Below are 26,525 nucleotides of genomic sequence, written 5' to 3'. Positions count from 1 at the left end.
TTCCTTCCAATGAAAAAGATAAAAAACGGAATTAAATTCCTTATTTTTAAACTATTGCATCTTCTCAAACTCAGCTTCTCTATTTTTAAAAAAAGCATACAATTTATACACAAGAAAAAACGATACGCACTTCCTTTTTATAGTTTTATTGCTTATTTACTTTTGGTTGTTATCCTTATAAAAATATCTGGTGATTCAAGCTTCAATGAAAAACTGCCAAACAAGTGTATAAATGATGTAACAACAATTAACCCTATCCAGATTGATAAGGAAATACAACCGCATTCAGTCAAAGAAATAATACAAGCTATTCAATCAACTACCGGCCCAATTTCTATAGGAGGAGGACGCTACAGTATGGGTGGCCAGATAGGTTATGAAAATAGTTTGCATATTGATATGCGTCAATTCAACAAAGTGCTAAACATAGACTTACAAAAAAAACAGGTTACGGTTCAGCCAGGCATTGTTTGGAGAGATTTACAAAAAAAGATTGATCCTTACAATCTATCAATAAAAATCATGCAAACTTACGCCAACTTTACTGTTGGAGGATCTATATCTGTAAATTGTCATGGTCGGTATATTGGACATGGACCTATTATATCTTCCGTAATACAATTAAAAATAATAACAGCTTCAGGTAAAATAATAACCGCTAACAGAAAAGCAAATACAGATGTATTTAATGCTGTCATTGGTGGTTACGGAGGCATTGGTGTTATTGTAGAAGCAACACTACAATTAGAAGACAATGTAAAGGTGGAACGCCAAACCAAACTAGTCAAAGTAGAAAACTACAATGATTTTTTTGATAAAAATATTAGAAATAACAAAAATGTTGTATTTCAAAATGGTGATTTATACCCTCCAAATTACGATGTAATAAACAACGTATCATGGGTAAAAACAAACAAAGAATTAACAGACACAACCAGAGTAACTCCTGAAAATCAAAATTATTGGCTCGAACCTAAATTAATCCAAATAATCTCATGGGGAAATTTTGGCAAATGGATGAGACGTAAAATAGTTGACCCTATTATCTATAGTAAAGAAAAAGTTGTTTGGAGAAATAAAGAAGCTAGTTATGATGTTTTTGAATTAGAGCCAGCCTCACGAGAAGAACAAACGTATGTATTACAAGAATACTTCATTCCTGTTAAAAACATACAATCGTTTATTCCAAAGATGAAAACAATTTTCAATAAATATAATGTAAACATTATCAATGTTTCTTTACGACATGCTTATCCAGACAAAGAATCTTATTTATCATGGGCAAAAGAAGAAGTTTTTGCTTTTGTAATTTACTATAAACAAGGGACTGACGCTTCTTCAAAAAACATAGTAAAGAAATGGACGATAGAAATGACCAATGCCATCTTAAGTGAAAATGGCTCATGGTATCTTCCATATCAACCTCATGCCTCTATTAAACAATTCAATCAAGGATTTCCAAATTCGAACAAATACTTCGAAATAAAAAACAAATTAGATTCTTTAAATCGATTTAACAATAAGCTACTGGATAAATACAACCCTGACAACCAAAAAACAATAGAAAAAGAGAGAGAAAACATAAAGGGCTATTTTAGAGACGAAGAACAAACTGTCCTCACTGTTCCCGAATGGTATTTAGTTTTTAATCCTAAAGAATATGCTGATTATCTTGAAAAAGGGAATAATCCTTCTGATTTTCCTTTTTATGCTTCTATAGATGAATATTGGAAACTTTATGATAGATCTATTAAACTTGTATCAGACGCCTATCCCGAAAACAAAGAATACACCACTATGCTAAAAGTAATTGGCATAAGTGTAACTATGGAATATACTGCGAAAATATTATATGAGAATACTATTGGCAGAATATTTAGTTGGTTTGCTAACGATACTATTTCAGATGATGAAAAAACAATAATTGCAGCGCAACGAGCCTATTCTGATTTTATTTACAATACGGCATGGTATGAATTTAAATTCTTGCCATGGATTAAAAAAGTCTGGAATACCTCAGACACTACTAAGAGTAGTTTTTTACGAAAAACAGAAAGAAAACTATTCTTCACATTTGAATTTGCTTTCAAAGCTGGTTATGCACAACTTATAGAATGGGCAGCAAAAAACAGTTATGAAACACCAGTAACAAATATCTATTTATTGGCAGATACAAAAGAAAAGATACAACCAACGGCAGACATCAAAATACTTAAAGAACAAAAAAACAAAAAGCTATTAAGCATCCCTAGATGGGGTTCTTTTACTACTAATTTATTAAAGCTTTGCCATAAAGACATAGAAATTTTAGAAATTGGAGGCAATGACGAAATAGTTGTTTCTATTTTATCTAATGAATCACAAAACAATAATTTCGAGAACACAAAACTACTCTATAAATCAAATGTAGTGACAAATAGAAAAATCAAAAGATTGGTATATTTAGTGCCTGTAAAACAATTGCTGACATTTCTAAAACAAGCTAAAAGTAGAAAAACAGAAGTTGAACATATTTTTGATTATTAGAAAACCTGATCCAATAACTCAAAAACCCCTCTTTCCAATAACCAGAAAAGAGGGGTTTGCTATTTTTATAAAAAATGTGACTAAGCTACTTTTTTCACCTTATGCCCAAAGACACCAAAGTAAAGAATAATCAAAAAGCACACTAACGGAATCAAATAACCTGACTGAATATCGTCATGATTCATATCAATCAAAGTTCCCATTCCGTATGGTAAGATAGCTCCTCCCACGATAGACATTACCAGCCAGGAAGAACCCGTTTCGGTATTGCTTTTTAATCCCACTAAACCAAGAGAGAAAATCGTTGGGAACATTATCGACATAAAAAATCCGATAGCTCCTAATGCATAAATTACATAAATACCGCTCGCATAAATAGCGACAACACATAAAATAACACACATCACACAGTAAATGGACAGTAAAACATAATCTTTTATAAAACGCAAAAAGAAAGTTCCAATGAATCGCCCTGACATAAATAGTGCTCCATAAATCCCAAGGTAATAGCCTGCTGTTTTTTCATCAAGTCCAGCACTTTGTTCAGCAATTCTAACAAAAAAACTAGTTACACAAACCTGTGCTCCTACATAGAAAAATTGTGCTACAACAGCCCAACTCAAATGCGAAAATTTTAAAACCGAAAAGAAACCAGGTTTTACCTCAACCTCTGTATGAGTTGGTTTCATCGATGGCAGGTGCATAAAATAAAACAGAATAGCCATAAGTAGCAGTATACTTCCTAGAACAATATAAGGCATTTTTACTGTAGCTGCTTCTCCCGCTAAATACGACAATTTTTCCGCTTGAGGCATAGCAGCCATTTCTGCTGGAGTAAAACTTTTTCCGGAAAGGATAAACATCGAACCTAAAACAGGCCCAGCCATAGCAGCCAAACCGTTAAAGGAAGCAGCCAAATTTAAACGCTTTGAAGAAGATTCAGGTGGTCCTAGAATAGCTGCATAAGGATTGGCACTTGTTTCCAGAATAGTCAGTCCGCATCCAATTACAAATAAGGCAAACAAGAACAACTCATAAGTTCTTGAATTAGCCGCTGGAACAAACAAAAAAGCACCCGCAGCAAACACCAATAATCCAGTAATAATACTGTTTTTATATCCAAAACGCTTAATCAACATTCCAGCAGGAATCGCCATAATAAAATAAGCTAAAAACACAGCTGTATCTATTAATGTCGATTGACGATTATTTAACTCACAAGCTTTTCTTAAATGCGGAATCAAAATTCCATCAAAACCATGAGCCATTCCCCAAAGGAAAAACAAACTCGTTATTAAAATAAAAGGCAACAGATAATTGGAACCTCCTTGTCCCTTTTCTGTTGGTACTTCATGAACATCACCCATTTGATTGGTTACTTGCATAATTTATATTTATTGGTTGGTTAATTTTTCCTTTTTACCAGTAGCAAATGGTCACAAACCATCACTACCTCGCCTCTTTGATTAATAATTTCCAAGTGTTCCGTCACCGTTCCCATCTCCGGTCTTTTGGCATCGCCTTTCTCTGAAATGGTAATCTCTGAGTGAATCGTATCGCCAATATGTACCGGTTTTACAAAACGCATTCTGTCATACCCCTTAGAAAAAGCTTCCGGATTGATCTCCGATGCCGTCAATCCTACCCCAATGGCAAGTACCATCGTTCCATGGGCAATACGCTGACCAAAAGGCTGTGTTTTACACCATTCTTCATCCATATGGTGCGGAAAAAAATCACCTGTGTGTCCCGCGTGTACCACAAAATCAGTCTCTGTGATGGTTCTCCCCAGCGTCACGCGCTTTTCTCCTAATTGGTAATCTTCAAAAAATGTTGACTTAAAATACATATTTTCTAGTTTGTTAATCCTTAGTCCTTAGTGATTAGCCAAAATACTAAGGACTAATTTCTAAGGACTAGGGACTGTATTAATAATTTTAAATAAGTGAGTCTTTAGCTTTCCTCTTCTAAGGACTATGGACTTTTTTCGGCGTTTTAACACGCTTTCCGCTGTATCTTTTATCCCGAAAACCGGGATAAAAGGATGCCGCTTCAATCGTTAACGCGGTCTTAGTTGCTATAAATCACCTTGTGGAATTCCACCATTTTTATTGCTGATATAGCAGGCTTCTACCACTTTCATAGTTCCCAGTACGTTTTCTACACTAGCATACAATTCGCTGTCCGAACCTTCTTTGTAACGCATCAAATTAGCCATCGTACCCACAAAAGCTTCCGGAAACCAGGAACCTTCGAGTTGTACTTTCTTCCATTCGTATTTTCCTGCTTCGTTTTGAACTGAATATTCAAAAACATCTTCTAATCCGGCAGGGTAATTCATTAACAAGCCCATCTTAGCCTTTACAGCTCCTTTGGTTCCTTCCCATTTAATGTAACTTTCTTCGTGCTCCGGTCCAAAATGATGATCGTGATTAGTATTAATTACCGCACGCATCGTATCACCATAATCTAAAATAATCGTAGAACGCGAAGACGATAAATCTTTCGATGGATGTCTCCAGGTTTTAGCCAAAACACTTTTTGGATCTCCAACAAACGAACGGATACAATCAATATAATGTACAGAGTGGAATAAAATCTCTAATCTAGGATGTACTTTAACCAATGGGAACAATTCCCATGGTGTATTCACGGTCACCTTAAATTCCATGTCATACAATTCGCCAATGATTCCTTCATTAATCAAATAACGGGCCGCAGCCACAAAAGGAGCAAATCGCAATTGGAAATTAATAGCACCTACCAGCTTTTTTCTTTCACAAACTTCCAGGATTTCTTTGGCTTCAGCCAAATCATTTCCCATTGGTTTTTGGATTAAAACGGCAGCACCATCAGGCAATTGTTCTAAAATTTCAATGTATTGTTCCGGCATAACGGTAATATCGTAAACAGCATTGGCAGGAGCATGTTTAACAGCATCCGCCACTGTTTCAAAAACATGAGGAATCCCAAATTCCGCAGCCATCGCCTGAGCTTTGGCAAAAGTTCTGTTGGTAATCCCAAAAACTTCAAATCCTGCCATTTTATAAGCAGGCAAATGCGCATCTTTTACAATTCCACTAGCGCCAATAATTACTATGGGTTGGTTGGTTTTTGGCAGTTTTGGTTTATAAGGAATTTGCATAATTATAGTATTTTTTCAATTTCAATTTGTGTGTGTTTTAATAAATCTGCCGATGGAACGTTAGTCTTTAATGCCTGTAAAACCATCTGGTCTATCAGTATGGCAATGTCTGGCCAAACTGCTATTTGAGGCAAAGTCAAAGCATTTTCATGCAAACTTTCCAGCTTGTGGTAATATGGAATGGTAGCATTGATTTCGGCATCTTTCCATGTCGATTTTCTGCAGCCTATTCCGCCTTCATTTGTCAATAATTTGTCACTTTCGGCAGTGGTGGCAAATCGTAAAAAGTCGTAGGCTAATTTTTTGTTTTTACTTCCTGCCCCTATGGTATATAACCAATACACATTTAACGAAGCGGTTTTTCCTCCAACAGCAAAAGGCAGAGTGGTGACATCTACTTTTCCTTTCACTTTCGATTCGGCAATGACTTCGCACATCGAAGCAAAACCAAACCAGTTAATCGTCATTGCAGCTTCTCCATTGGCGAAAGCCATACCTGCTTCAACCGAACCAAAATCGGCAGAACCCGGATGAACAGCAGCGATATTTTTAACGATATAACGGTAATAATCTAAGGTGTCAATGGCGGCCTGTGTGTTAACATCCATCTGATTTTCGGCATTCAGCAAGGAACCGCCACGGGTCCACAAATGCAGACAAAAGTCGAAAACCATGTTGTGTCCGTCAGGATAATTGGCAAAAACGCAGCCGTATAAATTTTCGTTTGGACGATTAAAAAAAGTAGCGATTTGCTCGAATTCCGTCCAGGTTTTAGGTGGCGCTAATTCGTAACCAAACTGCTTTTTAAAATTCTCTTTTTCTATCGAATTTTCGAATAAATCTTTTCTGTAAATCAAACATTCAGGGCCATCGTGAAAAGGCAATCCATAAATCCCTCCGTCAATTTCCTGTAAATGCAACAACGAATTGTGCCAGCCTTCAGGGAAATCCTGAGGTGCTTTTTTAGCAATAAAAGACGTTAAATCCTGAACTGCATTGGCCTGAGCCGCATCAAAAATCCAGTCGGTGTTGATGTGGGCAATATCCCAATCACCTTTTTTCAAACCTCCTTCGGTAATGGTTTGTTCATACAAATCATGCAATTCCATGGGAACCATTTCGACCGCAATACTGATATCGTATTTTAAACAAAACGCATCCCATAATTTGTGTAAGGCACTTTCAAAAGGCCCAAATTTCCTAACCGCGATTCTAAATGTTGTGTTTTCCATTAGCAAAGATTAAATTCTTTTATGATGCTTTCGTTATCCTGACCCAACTTTGGCGAAGCCTTACCTGAAGTAAACAATTCCCCATCAATTCTAATAGGACATCGGGTTGTTTTATAACTGTAACCGTCTATCATTTCGACTTGTTGTACAAAGTTTAAAATCTGGAAACCTTCCTGAGCAAAAAGCTGCTCGTAGTTCAACACATTGGCACACCAAATATCAGCCGGTTCTAAAATATTCAACCAATATTCTGAATCCTGTGTACGCAAATGCGCTACTAAAATAGATTTAATATCGTCTCTTAAGGTAAATTTATTTTCCGGGAATTGCTTCAAATCGTCACAAGACAGCAATTCGGCTAAAACAGGAATGGAACCCATTGCCAAACTCATGTACCCATTTTTAGTCTGGTAAATTCCATAAGGCGCACCTAAATAAGCATTGGCATTGTTGGTTTTTGTTCGAACAGGCAATTCGCCACCATCATTAAAGAAAGTCGTGATGGTTTCAAACTGAAAATCAAACGCCGATTCCAGCATACTTACTTCTACCAAAGCACCTACATTCTGGGTCACTTTTCGATATAAAGCCGCTAAAATCCCCTGAGCCAAATGCGCTCCCGCTAACATATCCACAATAGACAATCCCATAGGAACCGGACCATCGCCTTCGTTTCCTGTTAACCAAGTCAAAGCCGTTAACGATTGCAATAGCAAATCCTGTCCCGGCAAATCTTTAAAAGGCCCTTTTGAACCGTACCCACTTATCGAGGCATAGACTACATTAGGATTTATCTTTTGTACTTCTTCATAACTCAATCCAATGCGTTCCATAACACCCGGTCTGAAATTATGCATCACTACATCGGCTTTTGCCAACAACTTCTTCAATTTTGCTAATTCTTCGGGCTGTTTAAAATCAATCGCGAAGGATTCTTTATTTCGGTTTATCGTATGAAAAACAGAGGATTCTCCGTTCATTATCAAATCCGAAGTATATAAGGTTCTGCAAATATCACCTGTACCCGGTTTCTCAATTTTTATCACACGGGCACCCAAATCGGCCAAGCGCAAACTTGCCGAAGGCCCCGAAAGAAACTGGCTGAAATCTATTATTAAATAATCTTCTAATGGTTTCATCTTCTAATTTAAAATAGTTTCCTGTATCATTTTATTCTGCTCTCCTACTTTTGGTGCCGCTTTGGTGCTGGTCAAAATCTGACCGTCTAACTGAATCGGACTTCTGGTAGTGACAATTTTTTTATTATCTGAATTTTCGATGGTTTGCTTCATTGGCATACCAAAATCAATTTGATCCAAATCCTGATAATTCAATACTTTTCCACACCAAACGCCTTTTTCCTGCAACAATTGCAACCAATGGTCTGTAGTTTCCTGAATGATTCGTTCGCTTAAAAGTGTTCTTATTTCGTCGCGGAATTCAAACCACAAATGTTTTTCTCTATATTTCTCCAAATTCACCTGTAGCAATTCGCTGATGTACATTAAGTCGCCCATGGCCAATGAAAGATAGCCATCCTGAGTTTTATAAACCCCATAAGGCGCACTTAGAAAAGCATGTGCACTTCCGGCAACATCACCTCTTTCCTGCAATTTTCCACCATCATTTAAATAAGAAGTAATGGCTTCAAACTGAACATCTAATATCGATTCGATTAAACTCACTTCAACCAAAACAGCTTTATTCGTTTTGGCTCTTTTTAATAAAGCCGCCAAAAGTCCCTGTACCAAATGGTTTCCGCACATAATATCGGCTGTTGATAAACCAAAAGGAACCGGTCCCTGACTATCTCGTCCGCTCAACCATGTTAATCCAGATAATGATTGCACTAATAAATCCTGTCCCGGTTTTTTAGACCAAGGTCCTTCGTCTCCATAACCTGAAACCACTCCGTAGATAATTTTCGGATTGACGGCAATAGCATCGGCGAAAGCCAAACCAATTTTATCCATCACCCCCGGTCTGAAATTATGAGTCATAATATCAGCCTTGGCAATCAGTTTTTTGACTAATTCTAAATCGGCTGGATTTTTAAGATCGGCAGCAAAAGAATCTTTATTTCGATTAATAGTATGAAATAACAAGCTGCTTTCGTCTACAAATAAGTCTTTGATACTCAATTGGCGACAAGCTTCTCCTTTTACGGGTCTTTCAATTTTGATAACTCTGGCGCCTAAATCGGCGAGTTTCAATCCTGCTGAAGGTCCTGCCAAAAACTGGCAAAACTCTAAAACAACCACACCTTCTAAAGGTCTCATACAGCGGCTGCATTAAGGGATTTTACATACAAAGCATCCATTGCTTCAAGTACAGCTACTTCATCGCCACCATTCATCAAATAATCACGCACTAAGTCGCCGGCATGATCCTGGAAATACATGTGCCCTGAATATCTTGGACGCAGGAAAGCACGCTCTAAAGTCGGTAAGGTATTCTTGAAATAATCGTGGGTAATTTGATTGATTCTCTCGCTTTTCCAAGCTTGTAAATGTCCTGGTTGTCCACCATTGTCAGCAAAAATATTTTGTTGAACATGTGAAGAACCTGTAAATTCAGCATATTTCAACGCTTCCGGAAGGTTTTGGCTGAAAGCAGAAACAGCTAATCCTGTTCCTCCTAATGAACTAATCATAGGCTGATTGTTCAACTTTACTAAATCGTAAAAATGAAGTAAATGTTTACTGTAACCAATTCTTGAATAATTAGAATAACCGTAAGCAAATGGGCAATACCCAATTTCGTCAGTATTTACCATCGCTTCATAAACCTGAATTGGATTTCTGTTAAAATTAGCCGGATCCATAAGTTGAGCTAATTCGCGGTGCATTTGCAAGGCTTTAATTCCTGTTTCATTTGAAATAACTTTCTCCTTAGACAAAAATGGAGCTTCGCCCAAACTGCAACAAAACGAATAAAAAGTCATTAATGAATCAACCGAAATTCCGGCAAAAGCAACCAATCCTTTTTTGGCTAAAGCCAATAAATCTTCATAAGTTTCAGGCACTTTTAAGCCTTTACTTTCTAAAATATCCAAACGAGCCGCAGCTACCGGAGTGGCAGCATCGATAGGTAAAGCCCAAAGTTTGTTGTTAAAAACATAACTTTCGTATGATTTCCCTACCGTATTGACTTCCTGATCTTTTATATATTCGCTTGAAAAATGATCCGATAAAGGAACAATAGTATTGGTAGCAGCACCAAAACCTGTCCATGGATGATCAATCACCAATAAATCAAATCTTTTGGCTAAATCCTCTATCGAGGCATCAGCAAATTCTTGTAAACTTCTTTTTTCCCAACTAATTTCTACATCTGGATACAGCTCCGTAAAACGCTGAGCAGTAGCAACCATAGGCAAAAGCCCTCTTGTATGGTTCCATGTAATCCCTTTCAATTTCTTCATTTTTTGACTTTTCAATTTTTTATTAGAACATAAATTTCCAAAAATTAAAATTAAGAAAACTAATTAATTCTTTTTTATCCGTTATTATCTGTGTTCTATCTATTTTTTTCATTTTAAACAACTGTGAATATAGTTATTAAAACGTCAATTCGAGTGTTTTTTTGCAACATAACGGAACAAAAAACACTCGAATTGGTGCATTAATTTTATATTATAAACCCGTGGTGCATTATATAAATATCTTTATAACCACCCCGCCCGTTGGGCACCCCTCCAAAGGAGGGGAATTTCGAGCGCCATTCCCCTCTTTTAGAGGGGTGGTCGAAGACCGGGGTGTTTTTTAAATACCTTTTATTACACCGCTACATCCCCACAAAAGTGAACCTGGATTCCCAGTTCCTGTAAGGTCGCGGCTTTAATTCGGCACAATTTGTTAGCTTCTGATTCGTTTTCAGCATATACCACCTGAATGTGATTCGCCTTATGACGTCCCATCATCTGGTCACGACTCACTCCTTTTAAAACAGCATTCATAATAGGCCATTGTGGCGTAGTCATATTCCATCTTCTGTCTAATTCTTCTTTTGGTAAATCGACACATTCTCCAATTCCCAAATCGCAATGCAAGGCATCGTCCATCACATAAACGCGACTCCAAACAATAGAACCCGGTTTACTCACTCCTTTCACACTTCCTCCACCTAATCTAAAATACATTTCAGGCTGTCTTTCGCTGGAAGTTCCTTCATAACCACCCACAAAATGCTCTGGCGGTGCCGCTCCACTGATTAGAAATACCCAAACAAATCCGTCAACAGTCTCGTTTTTATAGTATTCCCCATAACGCAAATCATGTAGTGTATTTTCGCCTTTCAATCCCATAGAACGCCATAAGTTATAAGTAACTAAAGCATCAATTCCGGCACATTCGTCTACTTCATTGAAATGTGGCAAGGCCTCACCGGCAAACAATTCGTTTCCTTCTTCGTCAAAAACAGGAGGTCTGTTTTGATTGTTTAATAAACCCTCAACCAAATCACTGGCAGGAACTAAATCCTTCAAACCTTGTTGGTACTGAATTCCAATAGTATCACAACCAAATTCAGCTGCGATTCGCACTGCTGCAATATACATTTTGCATTGTAAAAGCGTTTGATTTTTAGTCAATTGAGTAACTTCATCCGTTCCCCAATCGAATTTCATTCCTTTATCTAATAACCATGCTAAAACGGCTTCAGCTTCTTCGTCTTTCACCGTTAGCATTTTTGCGTAAAGCGAAGACTGAGACAATCTTTCTTTATAAATTCCTGTTGGATGCAACAAATGATCAGGAACAATGGCATTGAACATCCCCATACAACCTTCGTCAAAAACACCCATAATGGCTTTTTCTTTTCTGAAAGCTTTTGCAAAAGCAGTTCCTTTTGCTAATTCGTCCGAAGGAATAAGTGTTTTATCAAATGCTTTCACGTGACTGAAATCTGGCTGAACTGTAGCCGTTTGCATCCAGTTTTTCAAATTATTTTTGAAAAAATCATCGCTGAAATCTACACTCCACAAGGTGCTATATTGCACTCCGGCCTTAGTCAAAGAACCATTTAAATTTAGCATTCCCACTAATCCTGGCCATTCGCCACTCCAGTTAGCCACTGTTAAAATAGGTCCCTGATGTGTGATCAAACCTGCCAAAACATGGTGCGAATATTGCCAAACACTTTCAGCAACAATCAGTGGTGCTGTTGGGTCAATATTTTTAAAAACCTGCATTCCCATTTTTTGGCTATCAATAAAACCATGCTGTTTTTTCTCATCATAAGCATGCGCTCTGATGATTTTTCCGCCTGCTTCGGCAACAGCTTCTGATAATAATTGTTCCATTTGGGCTTGTGCATCCCAACATACTTGATTTGCTGATAAACGCAAATCGCCACTTGCTACTAAATAGATGTTCATATTTTTAAATTATTTATAAGCAATAAAACACAAAGACAATTCGAATTTTTTATTCAAATTGTTTTGTGATACGCTATGATTTATTTTTCCTTAAACCATCAACCAACTCTAAATTAAAAAGGTTGCAGTCTATATTCAAATATGCTAAAAATTAGACTTAGGCTCTTATTATTTATTTGCATGTATCTATAGGATATTATCATAAAATTATTTGTAATTTTAAAAATAACACTAATTTAGCAGAATAATTCCAAACACACTGTTTATGAAGCCTTTATTTCACAAAGTCCCTACCAGCATCCAAAGTTCTTTTGAGGTAAGACATAACAAAGAACCCAACTTCGGTAAGATTTGGCACTACCATCCTGAACTGGAATTACATTATGTGATAAAGGGCGAAGGGGTGCGTTTTATTGGCGACAACATCAGCAATTTCGGCTCAGGAGAGCTTATTTTGCTTGGCGAAAACCTCCCTCATACCTGGCGTTGTCATGAAGAATATTATCAGAACAAAAAGGAACTGGATGTCGAGGCCATCGTGATTCAGTTTTTACCCGACTGTTTAGGCAAAGATTTCATACACTTACCCGAATCTTTCCTGATTCCGAAACTTTTTGAAAAGGCAAAAAAAGGGATGATTATTCATGGAAACACCAAAGAAATGGTGATGGAACAAATGGAAAAAGCACCCAATGCCAATCATATTGACAAGCTGATTATCCTGTTAAACATCTTAAAATTTCTATCGGAAACGGAAGAATATACCGAAATCACTTCTTCGCATGCGTTTTACCAATCCAATGAATCCGATTCGATTCGACTGAATAAAATATGCAGTTATACGCTTTCGAATTATAAAAAAGAAATTACTTTAAAAGAAATTGCAGCCTTTAGCAACTTAAGTGTTACCTCATTTTGCCGCTATTTTAAGCTAATGACCAAGAAAACCTATTATGATTTTTTAATAGAAATCCGCATCAGCCATGCCTGTAGATTACTGATTGAAAACAAAATTCCTACCGAAATGATTTGTTTTGAATGTGGTTTTAATAATGTATCTAATTTTTACCGTCATTTCAAGAAAGTAGCTGGAATAACTCCTATGGAATACAAGAAAAGATATTTGTCGAATTAGTTTTTAACCGCAAAGTGCGCAAGGGTTTTTCGCAAAGTCCCGCTAAGAAATTTTTACCATATAAGGCATATAAGTTTTTTGTTTTCTAAAAGCGATAAAAAAGTACAGATAAGCTTATTTTCATATCTGAAAATAAAAGAAATAATTTGCGGTAATTTTTAATCGCAAATAGCAGAAAGATTTCGTGAAGATTTTAAAAAAAAGATTAGCGCATTCGTGGCAAAAAAATTATTAATCCGTCTGTCCAAAAAACTTCCATCGGAAATCGTATTCAGAACCAAAATTATGGTCAAAAAAAGGCTCTCAACATTTTTATACAATGACCAAAATTGGGAGGAGCGGTCATTTAAAAACAATCGAACAGACGAGTTAATAATCACTAAAAACTAACACTAACTATACACTAACCAAAAATGTATATCTTATAAACTAGAATGATAACTCATTCTGGAGAATATCGTACTCATTTTGCAGTTGATCCACTGCATTTTTTACAATTGGAGTAAAGTCACCTACTTCTCTACGTGTGAAATTAGAGATAGACAATCCTCTTTTTTGTAAAGCATATTTAGCCACAATAGGATACACATCGTGCATAACTCCCATATTGGACTCTAAAAATTGTTGCACTGCTGCTAATTCTTCTGCCTTTGAAGCATCATTGTAATTATCGCAAATCCAAACAATCAACTCAGGAAAAAAATTCCCTTGAATACAAGACAATCCTGCCGAACCTGCTTTCAAGGATTCGATAGCATGTACCATGTAAGCATCATACAAACCAAAATCAGGATTTTTCACCACACTCAATTTAGCCTTAATCTGATTGATATCTAGACTGGTGTCTTTATGATAAATCACTCTTCCTGTATCAACAAATTCTCCTAATTGCTCAGCCGACAACACTCTTTTATAAGGCACCGGGCATTCGTAAAAACCGGTTGGAACTCCTGGCGTTAAATTCAATAACTGGTGCACATTGTCAACAAACACCGCATCCGAATCCGTTTCTTTAGCCAATAAACCTGAAATTAAAATTACAGCGTCGATTCCAGTTCCGTATATCTTATTGGTAAAATCAGCCTGTTGCTGAATTGTTCCTTCAAAAGTTCCTGTAGCTACCACAGGCACCTGACCAGCCACAACATCAACTACGTGTTTTGTTAATTGAAGACGTTCCGCTTCTGACAATTCAAACATCTCACTCGACAAACAATTGGCAAATAAACCAGTAACACCGGACTTTAAATACAGCTCCGTAAGAGCAGTTAGTGTTTTATAATCAATGCTACCATCATTATTAAATGGCGTTAACATTACCGGAATAAATCCTTTTTTTGAATTGTTCATCGTTATTCTATTTTCTCTTTTATTATATGAATTAAGCTTTTACGCTTCTTAATTTAGCTATAAATGCGCCCGACAGATAGATAGCAAGTGTCCCTATAACTATCACCATGTTAGCATGAAGCGGACTTCTTAAAAAATCATATTGATCCGGAATCAGACTCGAAATTGATAACCAAAGAATCACCATAATTCCTATGACTGTTGAAGCCATAGCCTCTGTATTACCTGATTTTTTACTGATAATTCCAAGAAGAAAAAGCCCTAACATTCCTCCTGCAAAAATCCCCGATAGTTGCCACCATATATCCAGAATACTTTTCACTCCTATCATCGCGATACCACAAGCCATTCCGCCCAATCCAAACAAAACGGTTCCGATATACAGCAAACGCATATTTTGTTTGTCGCTGATTTTCTTTTTCGAATATCGCTTGTAGATGTCTTCTGAAAACACCGTTGCCGAAGCATTCATTCCTGAACTAATGGTACTCATTGCCGCGGAAAGTATCGCCGAAACTATCAATCCCAATAAACCGGTAGGAATCATGTTTACCATAAAATGCGGCATTACCTTATCTCCATAATCTGATGGTTGTAATGTCTTAGCATAATTTGTAATCTCCGTTTGAGATGCCATCGCACCAAGATGTTCTGCAGCAGCCTGTAATTTAATCGGCTCTATTAAAGCGGGAGTCATTTGGTAATAAGCAAACAAACAAGAACCAATCATAAAGAAAATCAAAGAAACAGGAACAAACATCCATACACACAACCAAATTGACTTTGAAGCTTCTTTAGCCGATGAGGAAGCATGATAACGTTGCACATAATTTTGGTCCATCCCAAAATTATTCAGGTTGATAAAAAAACCATACAACAATACCACCCAAAAAGTAGAAGTTGTAAAATCGAACGAGAAACCACCCAAACTAAACTTATCGTTTTGTTGTCCTATCTCTATTATTTTAGAAACACCGCCTGGCATTTTTGAAATAATCAAATACATAATCAATAATGCTCCTCCGGTTTTTAATACGGCCTGAACTACTTCGGTCCAAATCACCGCTTCAATACCTCCTAATACGGTATAAACCACAATACAGATTCCTGTAACCAGCATGATTGTTTCCATACTAAAACCTGTCAAGGCTTGCAGCGTAAGGGAAATCCCGAAAAAAACCGATCCCATTCGGGTGATTTGTGTCAACAAAAAACAAACAACAGCATAAGTTCTGGCCCAAGGCCCAAAACGTTTTTCTAAATTAGTATAAGCTGAAACTTCTCCAGTGCTGCGATAAAACGGCACAAAATATTTAGCCGCTACCCAAGCTGCAAATGGCATCGAAATACTAAAAACAAAAGCATTCCAATTTCCTCCAAACGCCTTACCCGGAACTCCTAAAAAAGTATTACTACTTAAAAATGTGGCATAAATAGACAGTCCTATTGCCCAACCGGGAATCTTACCTGATGCCTTTGTATATTGCTCTGCACTCTTGTTTTTTCTGGAGAAATAAATTCCCACGCCCACCATTGCAATCAAATAAATTGCAATTATAGCGATATCTAATAATGGTAAATTTTTCATTTATTAAAGATGGGATTTTTAATTTTATTTCTCCTCACAAATAAGTATATCGTACAACTTATTCTAGATTTTACAAATTTACCCGAAAACTACAACGATTTCCTATGAGATTTTTTCAGAATATTATAGGATATTAGCATAAAGTGTCAAAAACACCTTTATAACCCATTAAAATATCATTCCAACAACAAACAAAACACAACTTGAGCAACGTAAATAACTCTATACAAATATGTTGTGATTATCGAATATTAGAAAAAGCGATAGCTGTTTTTTAAATAAGAAGCTGTTCCTGCCCTTCGCTTCACTCTTATTTGGAGTCCCGGATTTTTCTAAGCACCAAAAAGGAGCTTCCTGCAGTCGCTCTTTTGGCACAAGAAAAAATCACAGGCCTCCCGCATAAGGAGTTTCGCTGCGGTCAGGGCTAGGGGAAATTTGAGTAACATGATACTTGTCAATACAAAAAATGTATATTTGTATTGAATGACAATTCTTATTTCTGTCAGGAATATTTTCCCTTTCAGAATCAGACAAAATAAATGTATACATTTGAATTTGCGTAAAATTAAAAACAAAAATGTACATTTTACTTGTTTAAAAGACCTAACATCTGTTGTAAAATATTTTATAAAATTTCCTGAATAATTTTAAATTTACTTTGCCAATTATTCAAAGTAAAACACAAGTTGAGAATGAAAAAAATTGAAGTAGTAGCTGCAATAATATATTTTGAGAATAAAATTTTATGTGTTCAAAGACCACAAAATAAATTAGCATATATTTCTGAAAAATTCGAATTTCCTGGAGGGAAAATTGAAGAAGGCGAAACCAAAAACGAAGCTTTAAAACGCGAATTATTTGAAGAATTAAATATTATTAATGTAGATATAAAATCTTTGTTTCTTACAGTTGTACATGAATATCCAGATTTTGAATTAACAATGCACAGTTTTATATGTGAAGTTAAATCAAAAGAAATCATTCTAAATGAACATATAGCATATAAGTGGCTAAGTTTAAATGAGCTTAAAAGCCTAGATTGGGCAGCAGCTGATATTCCTATTGTAAATAAATTAATAATAAATGGATAAGTTAATTCAAATTTTCAATTCAAGTTTACAAACAGGTTATGTAGATAAAAATATATTATCTGATGTAGCTTATCAACCTGAATTACTTGTCAATCAAAAAAATCCACCAAAAAAAATTCTGTCGTCAATACTTCATGAACTTGAAAATTGCAATCAGTTTTATATATCAGTAGCTTTCATAACAACAAGTGGCGTAGCAACAATCATTAACAAATTAAAAGAATTAGAAAATCGTGAAATAAAAGGGAAAATTTTAGTTTCTCAATACCTAAACTTCACACAACCTGAAGCGCTTAAAAGATTGTCTCAATTCAAAAATATAGATCTAAGAATTGCTACAACAGGAAATGCGCATGCAAAAGGATATATCTTTAAAAATAATAAACATTATAATTTAATTATTGGTAGTAGTAATTTAACAGCTCAAGCTTTATCATCTAATAAAGAGTGGAATATAAAAATTTCCGCGTTAGATGAAAGTGGCATTGTTGAAAAGGTAATCAATGAATTTCAATCAGATTTTGAAAAAGCAACACATGTAACGAAAGAATATATTTTATCATACAATGAAATATATCAGAAACAATTTATTCTAAATAGAACAAACTTAATTCCACCCCCAACTGTTATAACACCTAATTCAATGCAAATAGAAGCATTGGAAAATTTAAAAAAATTAAGGACGGAACAAAAAAACAAAGCTTTAATTATTTCAGCTACAGGAACAGGAAAAACCTATTTATCAGCTTTTGATGCAAAAGCTTTTAATCCAAAAAAACTATTGTTTGTAGTTCATAGATTAACTATAGCAAAAAATTCATTAAAAACATTTCAAAAAGTTTTTGGAAAGGAAAAAACAATGGGTTTATATTCTGGTGAAAAAAGAGAATTGGATTGTGATTTTGTATTTTCAACAATTCAAACTATTTCAAAGTCCACACATTTAGAAAACTTCTCAAAAAATCATTTTGATTACATAATCATTGATGAAACCCATAGATCAGGTGCGGATTCATATTTACGATTAATAAAACATTTTGAACCTAAATTTCTTTTAGGAATGACAGCAACTCCCGAAAGAACAGATGGCAATGATGTTTTTCAATTATTTGACCACAACATTGCTTATGAAATTAGATTGAACAAAGCAATGGAAGAAAAAATGCTTAGTACATTTCATTATTATGGAGTAACAGATTTATTAATTGACAATACAGAGATTGATAATAAATCAGATTTTAATCTATTAATTTCTAGTGAAAGAGTTGATAGAATAATTGAGCAATCAAATTTTTATGGAAGTGACAACGGAATAACTAGAGGCTTAATTTTTTGTTCAAGAAAAAATGAAGCAATTGAATTATCCGCTTTATTTAATTTGAAAGGATATAAAACAGGCGCTCTAACAGGCGATAGTTCTGAAGAAGAAAGAGCTAAATCTATTGAAAGATTAGAATCAGATAATTTAAACGAAAAACTAGATTATATTTTTACAGTTGATATTTTCAATGAAGGTATTGATATTCCAAAAATCAATCAAATTATTATGCTTCGCCCTACTGAATCAGCAATTATTTTCATCCAACAATTAGGTAGAGGGTTAAGAAAAGTTGAAGGAAAGAGCTATTTAACCGTTATAGATTTCATAGGCAACTATGAAAACAATTATTTAATACCTATTGCTTTGTATGGTGATACATCTTACAACAAGGATTCCTTGAGGAAATTAATTACAGAAGGAAGTAGGATGATACCTGGGGCATCAACCATCAATTTTGATGAAATTACTAAAGAAAAAATATTTAAATCTATTGATTCTGCAAACATGCAGTTATTAGCTGATTTGAAAAAGGATTACAATCTGTTAAAATTCAAATTAGGAAGAATTCCAATGATGATGGATTTTATTGAGCACGGTTCTAGAGACCCTTATTTGTATGTGAACTATTCCAATTCGTATTATAATTTCATATTAAAAATTGAAAAAGATTACAAACCTCAATTGTCTAACAAAGATGTTAAGCTTTTAGAATTATTTTCCAAAGAAATAAATAATTCTAAAAGAGTTGAGGAAAGTTATATTTTAAGAGAATTAATCCTAGAAAATGAACTGAGTATTTCAACATTTAAAAAAACTATATTTCGTCTTTATAATTATACTCCAGACAAAGCAACTATTGATTCTTGTATAAGAAACATCAACTTCATATTTATAAGAAAAAATGAGAAAATTATTTATCTAAAAGATAACGTATTTAAGTTTCATCGAGAATTTGAAGAAATACTAAGTAATCCTATTTTTAAAGATTTTCTATTAGATTCTATAAATTATTCTATTAGGACATTTGAAACCTTATATAAAAAAGAATACTATCAAAATGGGTTAATTCTCTACAATAAATACAGTCGTAAAGACGTATGTAGATTGTTAAATTGGGAAAAAGACATTAGCAGTACTGTCTATGGCTACCGTACCAACGAGAGAGTTACACCTTGTTTTGTTACATATCACAAATCTGATGAAATAGATAGCACTATTAATTACAATGACCATTTTATTAATCCCTCCACATTTGCATGGGAATCAAGATCAAATAGAAAAATAGATAGTAATGAAATAAAAGATGTAATTAATTCTAATCGCATTCTACTTTTCGTAAAAAAAGAGGATGGTGAAGGAACTGATTTTTATTTCATGGGAAATGTTACTATAATACCTGATTCAATTGAACAAAGCTATATGCCCAATACTCAATCTCCAGTTGTCCATTTTAAATTTCATCTTGAACAACCTGTAATTGACAGTATTTATCATTACATCACAACTGATAAAAAATTAAACCTAATTGATAAAAAGGTTAACATTGAAAACAAAATTTTTCCAATTCAAGATACAATTGAATCTCAAAATCTTATTCCTTTATATAACTTTTATGCAGCAGCTGGAACATTTAGCGAAATGCAGTCAGAAAAAGATTTCAGCCTAATTGAAGGACCAAAAAATATCAAAATTAATAGTGATTACTTTGCTTGCAAAATAGTTGGCGAATCAATGAATAGAATAATCCCAAACGGTTCAATTTGTTTATTTAAAACGGATTCAGGAGGTAGTAGAAATGGCAAAGTCGTTTTGGTAGAAAATATCGATATTCAAGATCAAGATTTTAATTCTGCTTTTACTATCAAGACTTATTCAAGTGAAAAAGTGGTATCAGAAGAAGGATGGCAACACATTTCAATTGTTTTAAGACCCAATTCATTTGATGATTCTTATGAAAATATTGTTATCAATGAAGAAAACGGATCAGAAATGAGAGTTGTTGGAGAGTTTATTTCAATTATTACTAATTAATCTTCATTTTAGTGATACAAACATTACTTATTCTTAAAGTATACTCTCAAAAAACAACAATTCTAAGTTTTAAACTTTTTCCTTACCTTTAAAACCACTTTTTAACTCCCAAATCATGAGATCATTAACGATATTTCTTTTTTCTTTTATCATTTCCAACTGTGATGCGCAGTTAAAAACTAACGATGCTATTCCACTACAGGAAGATGCAAAAAATTACAGCTTAGAAACCGTTGTTGACGGTATTAACAATCCATGGGGAATGGCTTTTCTTCCCGATGGCTCGTTATTAGTGACTGAAAAATCAGGAATCTTATACCATATTACAAAAGGCCTAAAAACCGAGGTTAAAAATGTTCCCGCAGTCTACAACCGTGGTCAGGGCGGTTTGATGGATATTGTTTTGCATCCTGATTACGCTAAAAATGGTTGGATTTACATTACTTATGCTTCTACCGAGGGCGAAGGCGAAGGCGGCAACACCAAACTCATCAGAGCCAAACTCGAAAACGAAAGTTTAACCCAAATAGAATCTTTGTACAAATGCGGTCCGAATACTACCAGAGGGCAGCATTTTGGTTCGCGAATTGTTTTTGATAACGAAGGACATTTGTATTTCTCGGCAGGAGAACGCGGCAATCATTTTGTGAATCCACAAGACATTGCCAGAGATAACGGAAAAATCTACCGTTTAAATGACGATGGCAGCATCCCAAAAGACAATCCGTTTGTAGGACAAGCCAATGCCAAAGAAGCAATTTACTCTTATGGACATCGCAATCCGCAAGGATTAGCAAAAAACCCTGTAACGGGTGCCATCTGGGAACACGAACACGGACCACAGGGTGGAGACGAAATCAACATTATTAAAAAAGCAGCTAATTACGGCTGGCCAGTGGTGACTTACGGCATCGACTACGACAACAGCATTATCAGCAACGAACAACAAAAAGCTGGAATTGAAAATCCTGTGTATTACTGGGCACCTTCCATTGCTCCTTGCGGTATGACTTTCGTGACTGGCAATAAATATCCTGACTGGAAAGGGCATTTATTAGTAGGTTCACTAAAATTTCAATATTTGGAATTGGTAAAATTAGACGGTGATAAAATCATTGGCCGACAAAAAATCGCAACTAACATTGGTCGTTTACGTAGCGTAACACAGGCTCCGGATGGCTATATTTACATTGGCGTGGAAGGAAAAGGAATTCTAAAAATTATACCTAATTAATAATGATTACTAAAATAAATATTGGCTTAAGCCTACTGCTTTTGGGTGGTTTGTATTTTTCAAATCCAACAATTTTAACCAACTCTAAAAAAGAGTATTTGTCTATAAAAGAACAACCGCAAACGCCGCTGCAAAAAAGCATAGCTCGAGGCAAAGAAGTCTATACCGATTTTTGTATCCAATGCCATATGGCTACGGGAAAAGGAAACGGAACCACTTTTCCTCCTTTGGATGGTTCTGACTGGCTAAAGAAAAAAAGAGCCGAAAGCATTCATGCTGTAAAATACGGTCAGAAAGGTGAAATCCTGGTTAACCAGAAAAAATTCAATGGCATCATGCCTCCTATGGGCTTAAGCGATGAAGAAGTTGCTGACGTGATGAATTATGTAATGAATTCCTGGACTAATAAAACCAAAAAAATGGTGACTGCAAAAGAGGTTTCTTCATTAAAACCTTAACATTTTATTTTTTTAAACCATTAAGAAAGTTAAGAATCATTAAGTCCTGCGCTTAATTTTCTTAACTCCCTTAATGGTTTATTTTTAGGATGTAAACATTGAAAACCTATTTATTACTTAAATAAAAAATAAGCCAATTGGGGATCTCTACCATAAACATCATCATAGAAATGGAGAACATCCTCATTGTCAACCCAGGCCGTGAAGTAAGTGATATGTAACGGAATCTTATTTTTTAGCACGCAAGTTGTTTCCTTTTCTCCCTGCATTGCCTTGTTAATATTTTCTACAGGCCAATCAGGATCATCTTTCAGAATTAAAAAAGCTAATTCTTTGGCTTTATCCATATTAATGCAGCCGTGGCTGTAAGCTCTATATTCTAAATCAAATAAGGCTTTGGCAGGAGTATCGTGCAAATAAATACTATTGGTATTTGGAAAAACAAACTTTACCAAACCTAAAGCGTTTTTAGGTCCGGGTTTTTGTCTGACTTTGCCATTATTCCATTCCATATTGTGGGATTCCAAATAATTCTTGTCGCGTTCCATGGCATATTTTAGTTCATTGTCAATAATACTTTGGGGCACATTCCAATACGGACTAAAAACAATCGAACTGATGTATCCACTAAAAATAACCGTTTCCATCATGTTTTGTCCCACAAGCACATTAGATTCTAAGAGCGTTTTACCATCCTTTTTATAAATCAGTTTATACGATGGAATATTAATCACAATGTACTCGCTGGTGTCAGTCAATTTAGGATCTATCCATCGACAGCGTTCCATATTGATCATTATTTTTCGAATGTATTTTTGGATAGGCAAATTCATTTGCTTAATCTGCCAGGGTGAAATGAAATAATTAATCAGGTAGCCATTTCTTTTTTTGAAACGCAAGACACCTTGCATTAATTCATCATCATAAACAGCACTTTTAGAATCTTTACTCAAATCGCCCAATACAAAAAGACGCTCTCTAATCTGACTGATTGTTTTTGAATTGTCAAAAGGTTTGTAAAATTGAATGGTAGAGTCGTATTCTATAGTTTTCCAATCTCCTTTTTTTTCTATCTCGCGGTATTTTTTTAAAGCCGCCCGCAATTTGTAATATTGACTTAATTGATGTTTTTCATCAAAATTTAATAATTCAGGATTTTGCAATAACGAATCGAGCAACTGTTCATAAGCGATTTCTTTCTTGGGCAAAAACCAACCCATTCCTTGAAGTTTCCCGGCGTCAATTCCAAGAAATACTTTTTGCATATAGAAAACATACATGGTGGATAACATAATTTCTGTTTCGGTTTGTGAAAGGGATTTCAAAGTAGCATTCGAATCAAAAATCCCATCAATTATTTCCTGATACTCCATCTTTGTTTCCACACCTTCTTCCTGAAGTTGATTTATCTTAAAATATAACAACTGGGAAAAACCAATTAATTTATCATTGGAATCATACCAAATCACATGGTATTTTCTACTTTCATATAATTTATAAACTCCCGATTCGTATCGTTTTAAATCAGGATATTTCTTGAAAAAAGCATTGATAAGCTGTTTACTGATAGAAATATCAGAATTAAACTCTTCGGGTTTTTGAAAAAACTGGGCAAAATAAGAGGCTTTCGCCTTTAAACCCTCCTTTTTTATCAGAGAAACTGAGGTGAGTGAAAAACCGAATAAAATAACTACTATGGATAAAACGAATTTCCTCATAACCATAATTATTTATATAAAGTTAGACAATTATTCACAAATGATTAAAAATGAAATAAATAGACTATTTAAATCTTAAAAACATCTGATTTACATTCTCTAATTCAAACCATTTAAACATCTTCAATTTTTAAAAAAAACCGCAGCAGAATACGAATCAAATAAAGAAATCGTTAGTTAAAAAGTTTACATTTGTATTAAACCCAAATGTGCTTCTTTATGAAAAAATATACTTTAGCAATCGTTATTAGCCCTTTCTTGTTTTTCGTTTTTACCAATTGTAATCAAAGTAAATCCAATACTGTAGAAGCAACTGCTCAAGACAGTGTAGCAATCAAAATAGATCCGGTTAAGAAAAAACCAATCACTAGCATTGACACCGCCGACTATAACCGAAGAATGATTGCGCTAAGCAACAAAGACACTACGGGAATGTGGCCTGTAAAAGCGCCTTATCCTTTACCGGGTGCCTTATTGCCTTATCACCGAATCATTGCTTTTTACGGAAATTTATATTCGAAAAGAATGGGCGTTTTAGGTGAATATCCTAAAGCTGAGATGATTGAAAAACTGCAAGCAGAAGTAGCCAAATGGAAAGCTGCCGATTCCAGCGTAACCACTATTCCTGCCTTTCATTATATTGCAGTTTCTGCCCAAGGCGCTCCCGGAGCTGGCAATCGTTACAACATGCGTATGCCGTTTAAACAAATCGATACGCTTTTAAGTTGGGCAAAACCTATTGATGCCCTGGTCTTTTTGGATATTCAGGTGGGACATAGCAACGTAAAAGACGAAGTAAGCCTTCTCGAAGAATACCTTGCTTTACCGAATGTTCATCTGGGAATTGATCCTGAGTTTTCAATGAAAAGTGGTCATGTTCCTGGTAAAAAAATTGGAACCATGTCTGCTGATGATATCAATGATGCCATCGATATTCTGGCCCGAATTGTACGCGAAAAGAAATTAACTCCAAAGATTTTGGTGGTTCATCGTTTCACCCAAGGTATGGTTACTAACTATAAAGCCATCAAAAGAGTTCCCGAAGTTCAAATTGTAATGGACATGGACGGTTTTGGAAGTCAGGTTTTAAAACGATCTACTTATTTAAGATACATCTACAGAGAACCGGTTCAGTTTACGGGCTTTAAATTGTTCTACAAAAATGACAACTGGAACGACTGGAAAATGTACACTCCTGAGCAATTATTAAAATTCGCTCCACAACCAAGTTACATTCAGTTTCAATAATTTTATGCTTATTCAGGAAATGAAAAAATCGATATTTTTAGGAATGCTTGGTCTTTTTTTGACACTAAGTTGCGAACAAAAGAAAGAGACCTCTATCGAAAATAAAGCAGATGCACCAAAAGTTATTGCAAGTCCAAAAAAAGCCGAAAAATTAGTTATGGCTGATGCCGCTGCTATATTGGCTCGAAAAGAAGTACCCATTTTATGCTATCATAATATCAAAGATTTCTCGGCATCTGCAGGCGAAATGACTAAAACCTATACCGTAAAACCGGCAAACTTTGCTGAACAGATGAAAGCCTTAGCTGATGCAGGCTACCACAGCATTTTACCTGATCAATTGTATGATTATTTGGTGTACAACAAGCCCTTGCCTGCTAAACCGGTCATGATAACTTTTGATGATACCAGAGGTGAGCAATACAGCATTGGCGCAGCCGAAATGAAAAAATACAATTTCAAAGGCGCTTTCTTTGTAATGACCGTTTCCATCAACCGTCCTAATTATTTAAGTAAAGAAGAGATTAAAAACTTATCTGATTCTGGAAATACTATTGCGGCACATACCTGGGACCATCACATGGTAACCAAATATGCCGACGATGACTGGAACACCCAATTGGTAAAACCAAAAGCCAAACTCGAAGAAATCATTGGAAAACCAATTCCTTATTTTGCCTATCCTTTTGGATTATGGAACAAAGAAGCCATCCCGGAAATCAAAAAAAGCGGTTATAAAATGGCTTTTATACTTTCGACTAAAAGAGATTCTATTGATCCACTTTATACTGTAAGACGAATGATTGTGTCCGGAACCTGGTCAACTGACCACATGATGAAATCGATGGAAGCTACTTTTGTAAATGCTAAATAATCTTTAGCTATTAAAAACAGAACTTCAATTTCTAAATAACTCCTTATCAATAATGGAGTTATATCACTATACCTATATTTTTACTGTTGAGAAATCTAAAAAAAATTTAGTTTTAAAAGACTAATTCTCAAAAAACGCATCAACAAAAAAAGAATGCCGCATTAATTACATTATTCACAACAAAAAATCAAACACTT

The 26,525-nt window shown here is 35.1% G+C and carries 19 protein-coding genes; 8 read left to right on the top strand and 11 right to left on the bottom strand.

Going from position 1 to position 26,525, the window contains the following annotated elements:
* Nucleotides 1-9 precede the first annotated feature (9 nt).
* Nucleotides 10-2,526: an FAD-binding oxidoreductase gene (locus EOD40_RS02600; protein WP_196781407.1), complete on the top strand. Its 2,517-nt coding sequence runs from the start codon at nucleotides 10-12 to the stop codon at nucleotides 2,524-2,526.
* An 80-nt stretch (nucleotides 2,527-2,606) separates the two neighbouring features.
* Here EOD40_RS02600 and fucP read toward each other — a convergent pair whose 3' ends face one another.
* The 8 genes from fucP to EOD40_RS02560 form a co-directional block, all read right to left on the bottom strand.
* Nucleotides 2,607-3,911, bottom strand: coding sequence for an L-fucose:H+ symporter permease (gene fucP / locus EOD40_RS02595; RefSeq protein ID WP_128193334.1), 1,305 nt, complete (start codon nucleotides 3,909-3,911; stop codon nucleotides 2,607-2,609).
* A 20-nt stretch (nucleotides 3,912-3,931) separates the two neighbouring features.
* Nucleotides 3,932-4,375: a MaoC/PaaZ C-terminal domain-containing protein gene (locus tag EOD40_RS02590; RefSeq protein WP_035661941.1), complete on the bottom strand. Its 444-nt coding sequence runs from the start codon at nucleotides 4,373-4,375 to the stop codon at nucleotides 3,932-3,934.
* Nucleotides 4,376-4,603: 228 nt separating this feature from the next.
* Nucleotides 4,604-5,671, bottom strand: coding sequence for a Gfo/Idh/MocA family protein (locus EOD40_RS02585; protein ID WP_128193333.1), 1,068 nt, complete (start codon nucleotides 5,669-5,671; stop codon nucleotides 4,604-4,606).
* A 2-nt stretch (nucleotides 5,672-5,673) separates the two neighbouring features.
* Nucleotides 5,674-6,903 carry an ABC transporter substrate-binding protein gene (locus EOD40_RS02580; protein ID WP_128193332.1) on the bottom strand — a complete coding sequence of 410 codons (1,230 nt, stop codon included), beginning with the start codon at nucleotides 6,901-6,903 and terminating at the stop codon, nucleotides 5,674-5,676.
* Complete coding sequence (locus EOD40_RS02575) at nucleotides 6,903-8,042, bottom strand: CaiB/BaiF CoA transferase family protein (RefSeq protein ID WP_128193331.1); 1,140 nt, start codon at nucleotides 8,040-8,042, stop codon at nucleotides 6,903-6,905. Before EOD40_RS02575 ends, EOD40_RS02580 begins: the two co-directional genes overlap by 1 nt.
* A 3-nt stretch (nucleotides 8,043-8,045) precedes the next feature.
* Entirely contained in the window at nucleotides 8,046-9,182 is a 1,137-nt protein-coding gene (locus EOD40_RS02570; protein WP_128193330.1) for a CaiB/BaiF CoA transferase family protein, read from the bottom strand.
* Nucleotides 9,179-10,327: an ABC transporter substrate-binding protein gene (locus EOD40_RS02565; protein ID WP_128193329.1), complete on the bottom strand. Its 1,149-nt coding sequence runs from the start codon at nucleotides 10,325-10,327 to the stop codon at nucleotides 9,179-9,181. The genes EOD40_RS02570 and EOD40_RS02565 overlap by 4 nt, the downstream gene beginning before the upstream one ends.
* Nucleotides 10,328-10,681: 354 nt before the next feature.
* Complete coding sequence (locus EOD40_RS02560) at nucleotides 10,682-12,280, bottom strand: fucose isomerase (RefSeq protein WP_128193328.1); 1,599 nt, start codon at nucleotides 12,278-12,280, stop codon at nucleotides 10,682-10,684.
* Nucleotides 12,281-12,545: 265 nt separating this feature from the next.
* On the opposite strand from EOD40_RS02560, the gene EOD40_RS02555 reads away from it, so the two are divergent.
* Nucleotides 12,546-13,415: an AraC family transcriptional regulator gene (locus EOD40_RS02555; RefSeq protein ID WP_128193327.1), complete on the top strand. Its 870-nt coding sequence runs from the start codon at nucleotides 12,546-12,548 to the stop codon at nucleotides 13,413-13,415.
* Between the two features lie 429 nt (nucleotides 13,416-13,844).
* Here EOD40_RS02555 and EOD40_RS02550 read toward each other — a convergent pair whose 3' ends face one another.
* Nucleotides 13,845-14,765 (bottom strand): dihydrodipicolinate synthase family protein, encoded by a 921-nt coding sequence (locus tag EOD40_RS02550; protein ID WP_128193326.1) that lies wholly within the window; start codon nucleotides 14,763-14,765, stop codon nucleotides 13,845-13,847.
* Between the two features lie 31 nt (nucleotides 14,766-14,796).
* Nucleotides 14,797-16,353 (bottom strand): sodium:solute symporter, encoded by a 1,557-nt coding sequence (locus EOD40_RS02545; RefSeq protein ID WP_128193325.1) that lies wholly within the window; start codon nucleotides 16,351-16,353, stop codon nucleotides 14,797-14,799.
* A gap of 692 nt (nucleotides 16,354-17,045) precedes the next feature.
* On the opposite strand from EOD40_RS02545, the gene EOD40_RS02540 reads away from it, so the two are divergent.
* The 4 genes from EOD40_RS02540 (at nucleotide 17,046) to EOD40_RS02525 (ending at nucleotide 22,488) form a co-directional block, all read left to right on the top strand.
* Nucleotides 17,046-17,444, top strand: a complete 399-nt coding sequence (locus EOD40_RS02540; RefSeq protein ID WP_128193324.1) for a (deoxy)nucleoside triphosphate pyrophosphohydrolase — start codon at nucleotides 17,046-17,048, stop codon at nucleotides 17,442-17,444.
* Nucleotides 17,437-20,796 (top strand): DUF3427 domain-containing protein, encoded by a 3,360-nt coding sequence (locus EOD40_RS02535; protein WP_128193323.1) that lies wholly within the window; start codon nucleotides 17,437-17,439, stop codon nucleotides 20,794-20,796. Before EOD40_RS02540 ends, EOD40_RS02535 begins: the two co-directional genes overlap by 8 nt.
* A 115-nt stretch (nucleotides 20,797-20,911) precedes the next feature.
* Nucleotides 20,912-22,030 (top strand): PQQ-dependent sugar dehydrogenase, encoded by a 1,119-nt coding sequence (locus EOD40_RS02530; protein WP_128193322.1) that lies wholly within the window; start codon nucleotides 20,912-20,914, stop codon nucleotides 22,028-22,030.
* A gap of 2 nt (nucleotides 22,031-22,032) precedes the next feature.
* A complete protein-coding gene (locus EOD40_RS02525; RefSeq protein WP_128193321.1) occupies nucleotides 22,033-22,488 on the top strand; it encodes a c-type cytochrome in 456 nt (151 codons plus the stop codon).
* Nucleotides 22,489-22,601: 113 nt separating this feature from the next.
* Here the strand turns inward: EOD40_RS02525 and EOD40_RS02520 are convergent, their stop codons facing one another.
* A complete protein-coding gene (locus tag EOD40_RS02520) occupies nucleotides 22,602-24,206 on the bottom strand; it encodes a L,D-transpeptidase family protein (protein ID WP_128193320.1) in 1,605 nt (534 codons plus the stop codon).
* 219 nt (nucleotides 24,207-24,425) lie between these two features.
* Between EOD40_RS02520 and EOD40_RS02515 the strand changes: the two genes are divergently transcribed.
* Complete coding sequence (locus tag EOD40_RS02515) at nucleotides 24,426-25,454, top strand: hypothetical protein (protein WP_128193319.1); 1,029 nt, start codon at nucleotides 24,426-24,428, stop codon at nucleotides 25,452-25,454.
* 19 nt (nucleotides 25,455-25,473) lie between these two features.
* Complete coding sequence (locus tag EOD40_RS02510) at nucleotides 25,474-26,328, top strand: polysaccharide deacetylase family protein (RefSeq protein ID WP_128193318.1); 855 nt, start codon at nucleotides 25,474-25,476, stop codon at nucleotides 26,326-26,328.
* The last annotated feature ends 197 nt before the right edge of the window (nucleotides 26,329-26,525 follow it).

The organism is Flavobacterium sufflavum (assembly GCF_004016525.1).
Lineage (GTDB): Bacteria > Bacteroidota > Bacteroidia > Flavobacteriales > Flavobacteriaceae > Flavobacterium > Flavobacterium sufflavum.
The sequence above is the reverse complement of the archived record's forward strand: the minus strand, read 5'-3'. Positions and strand labels throughout refer to the sequence as shown.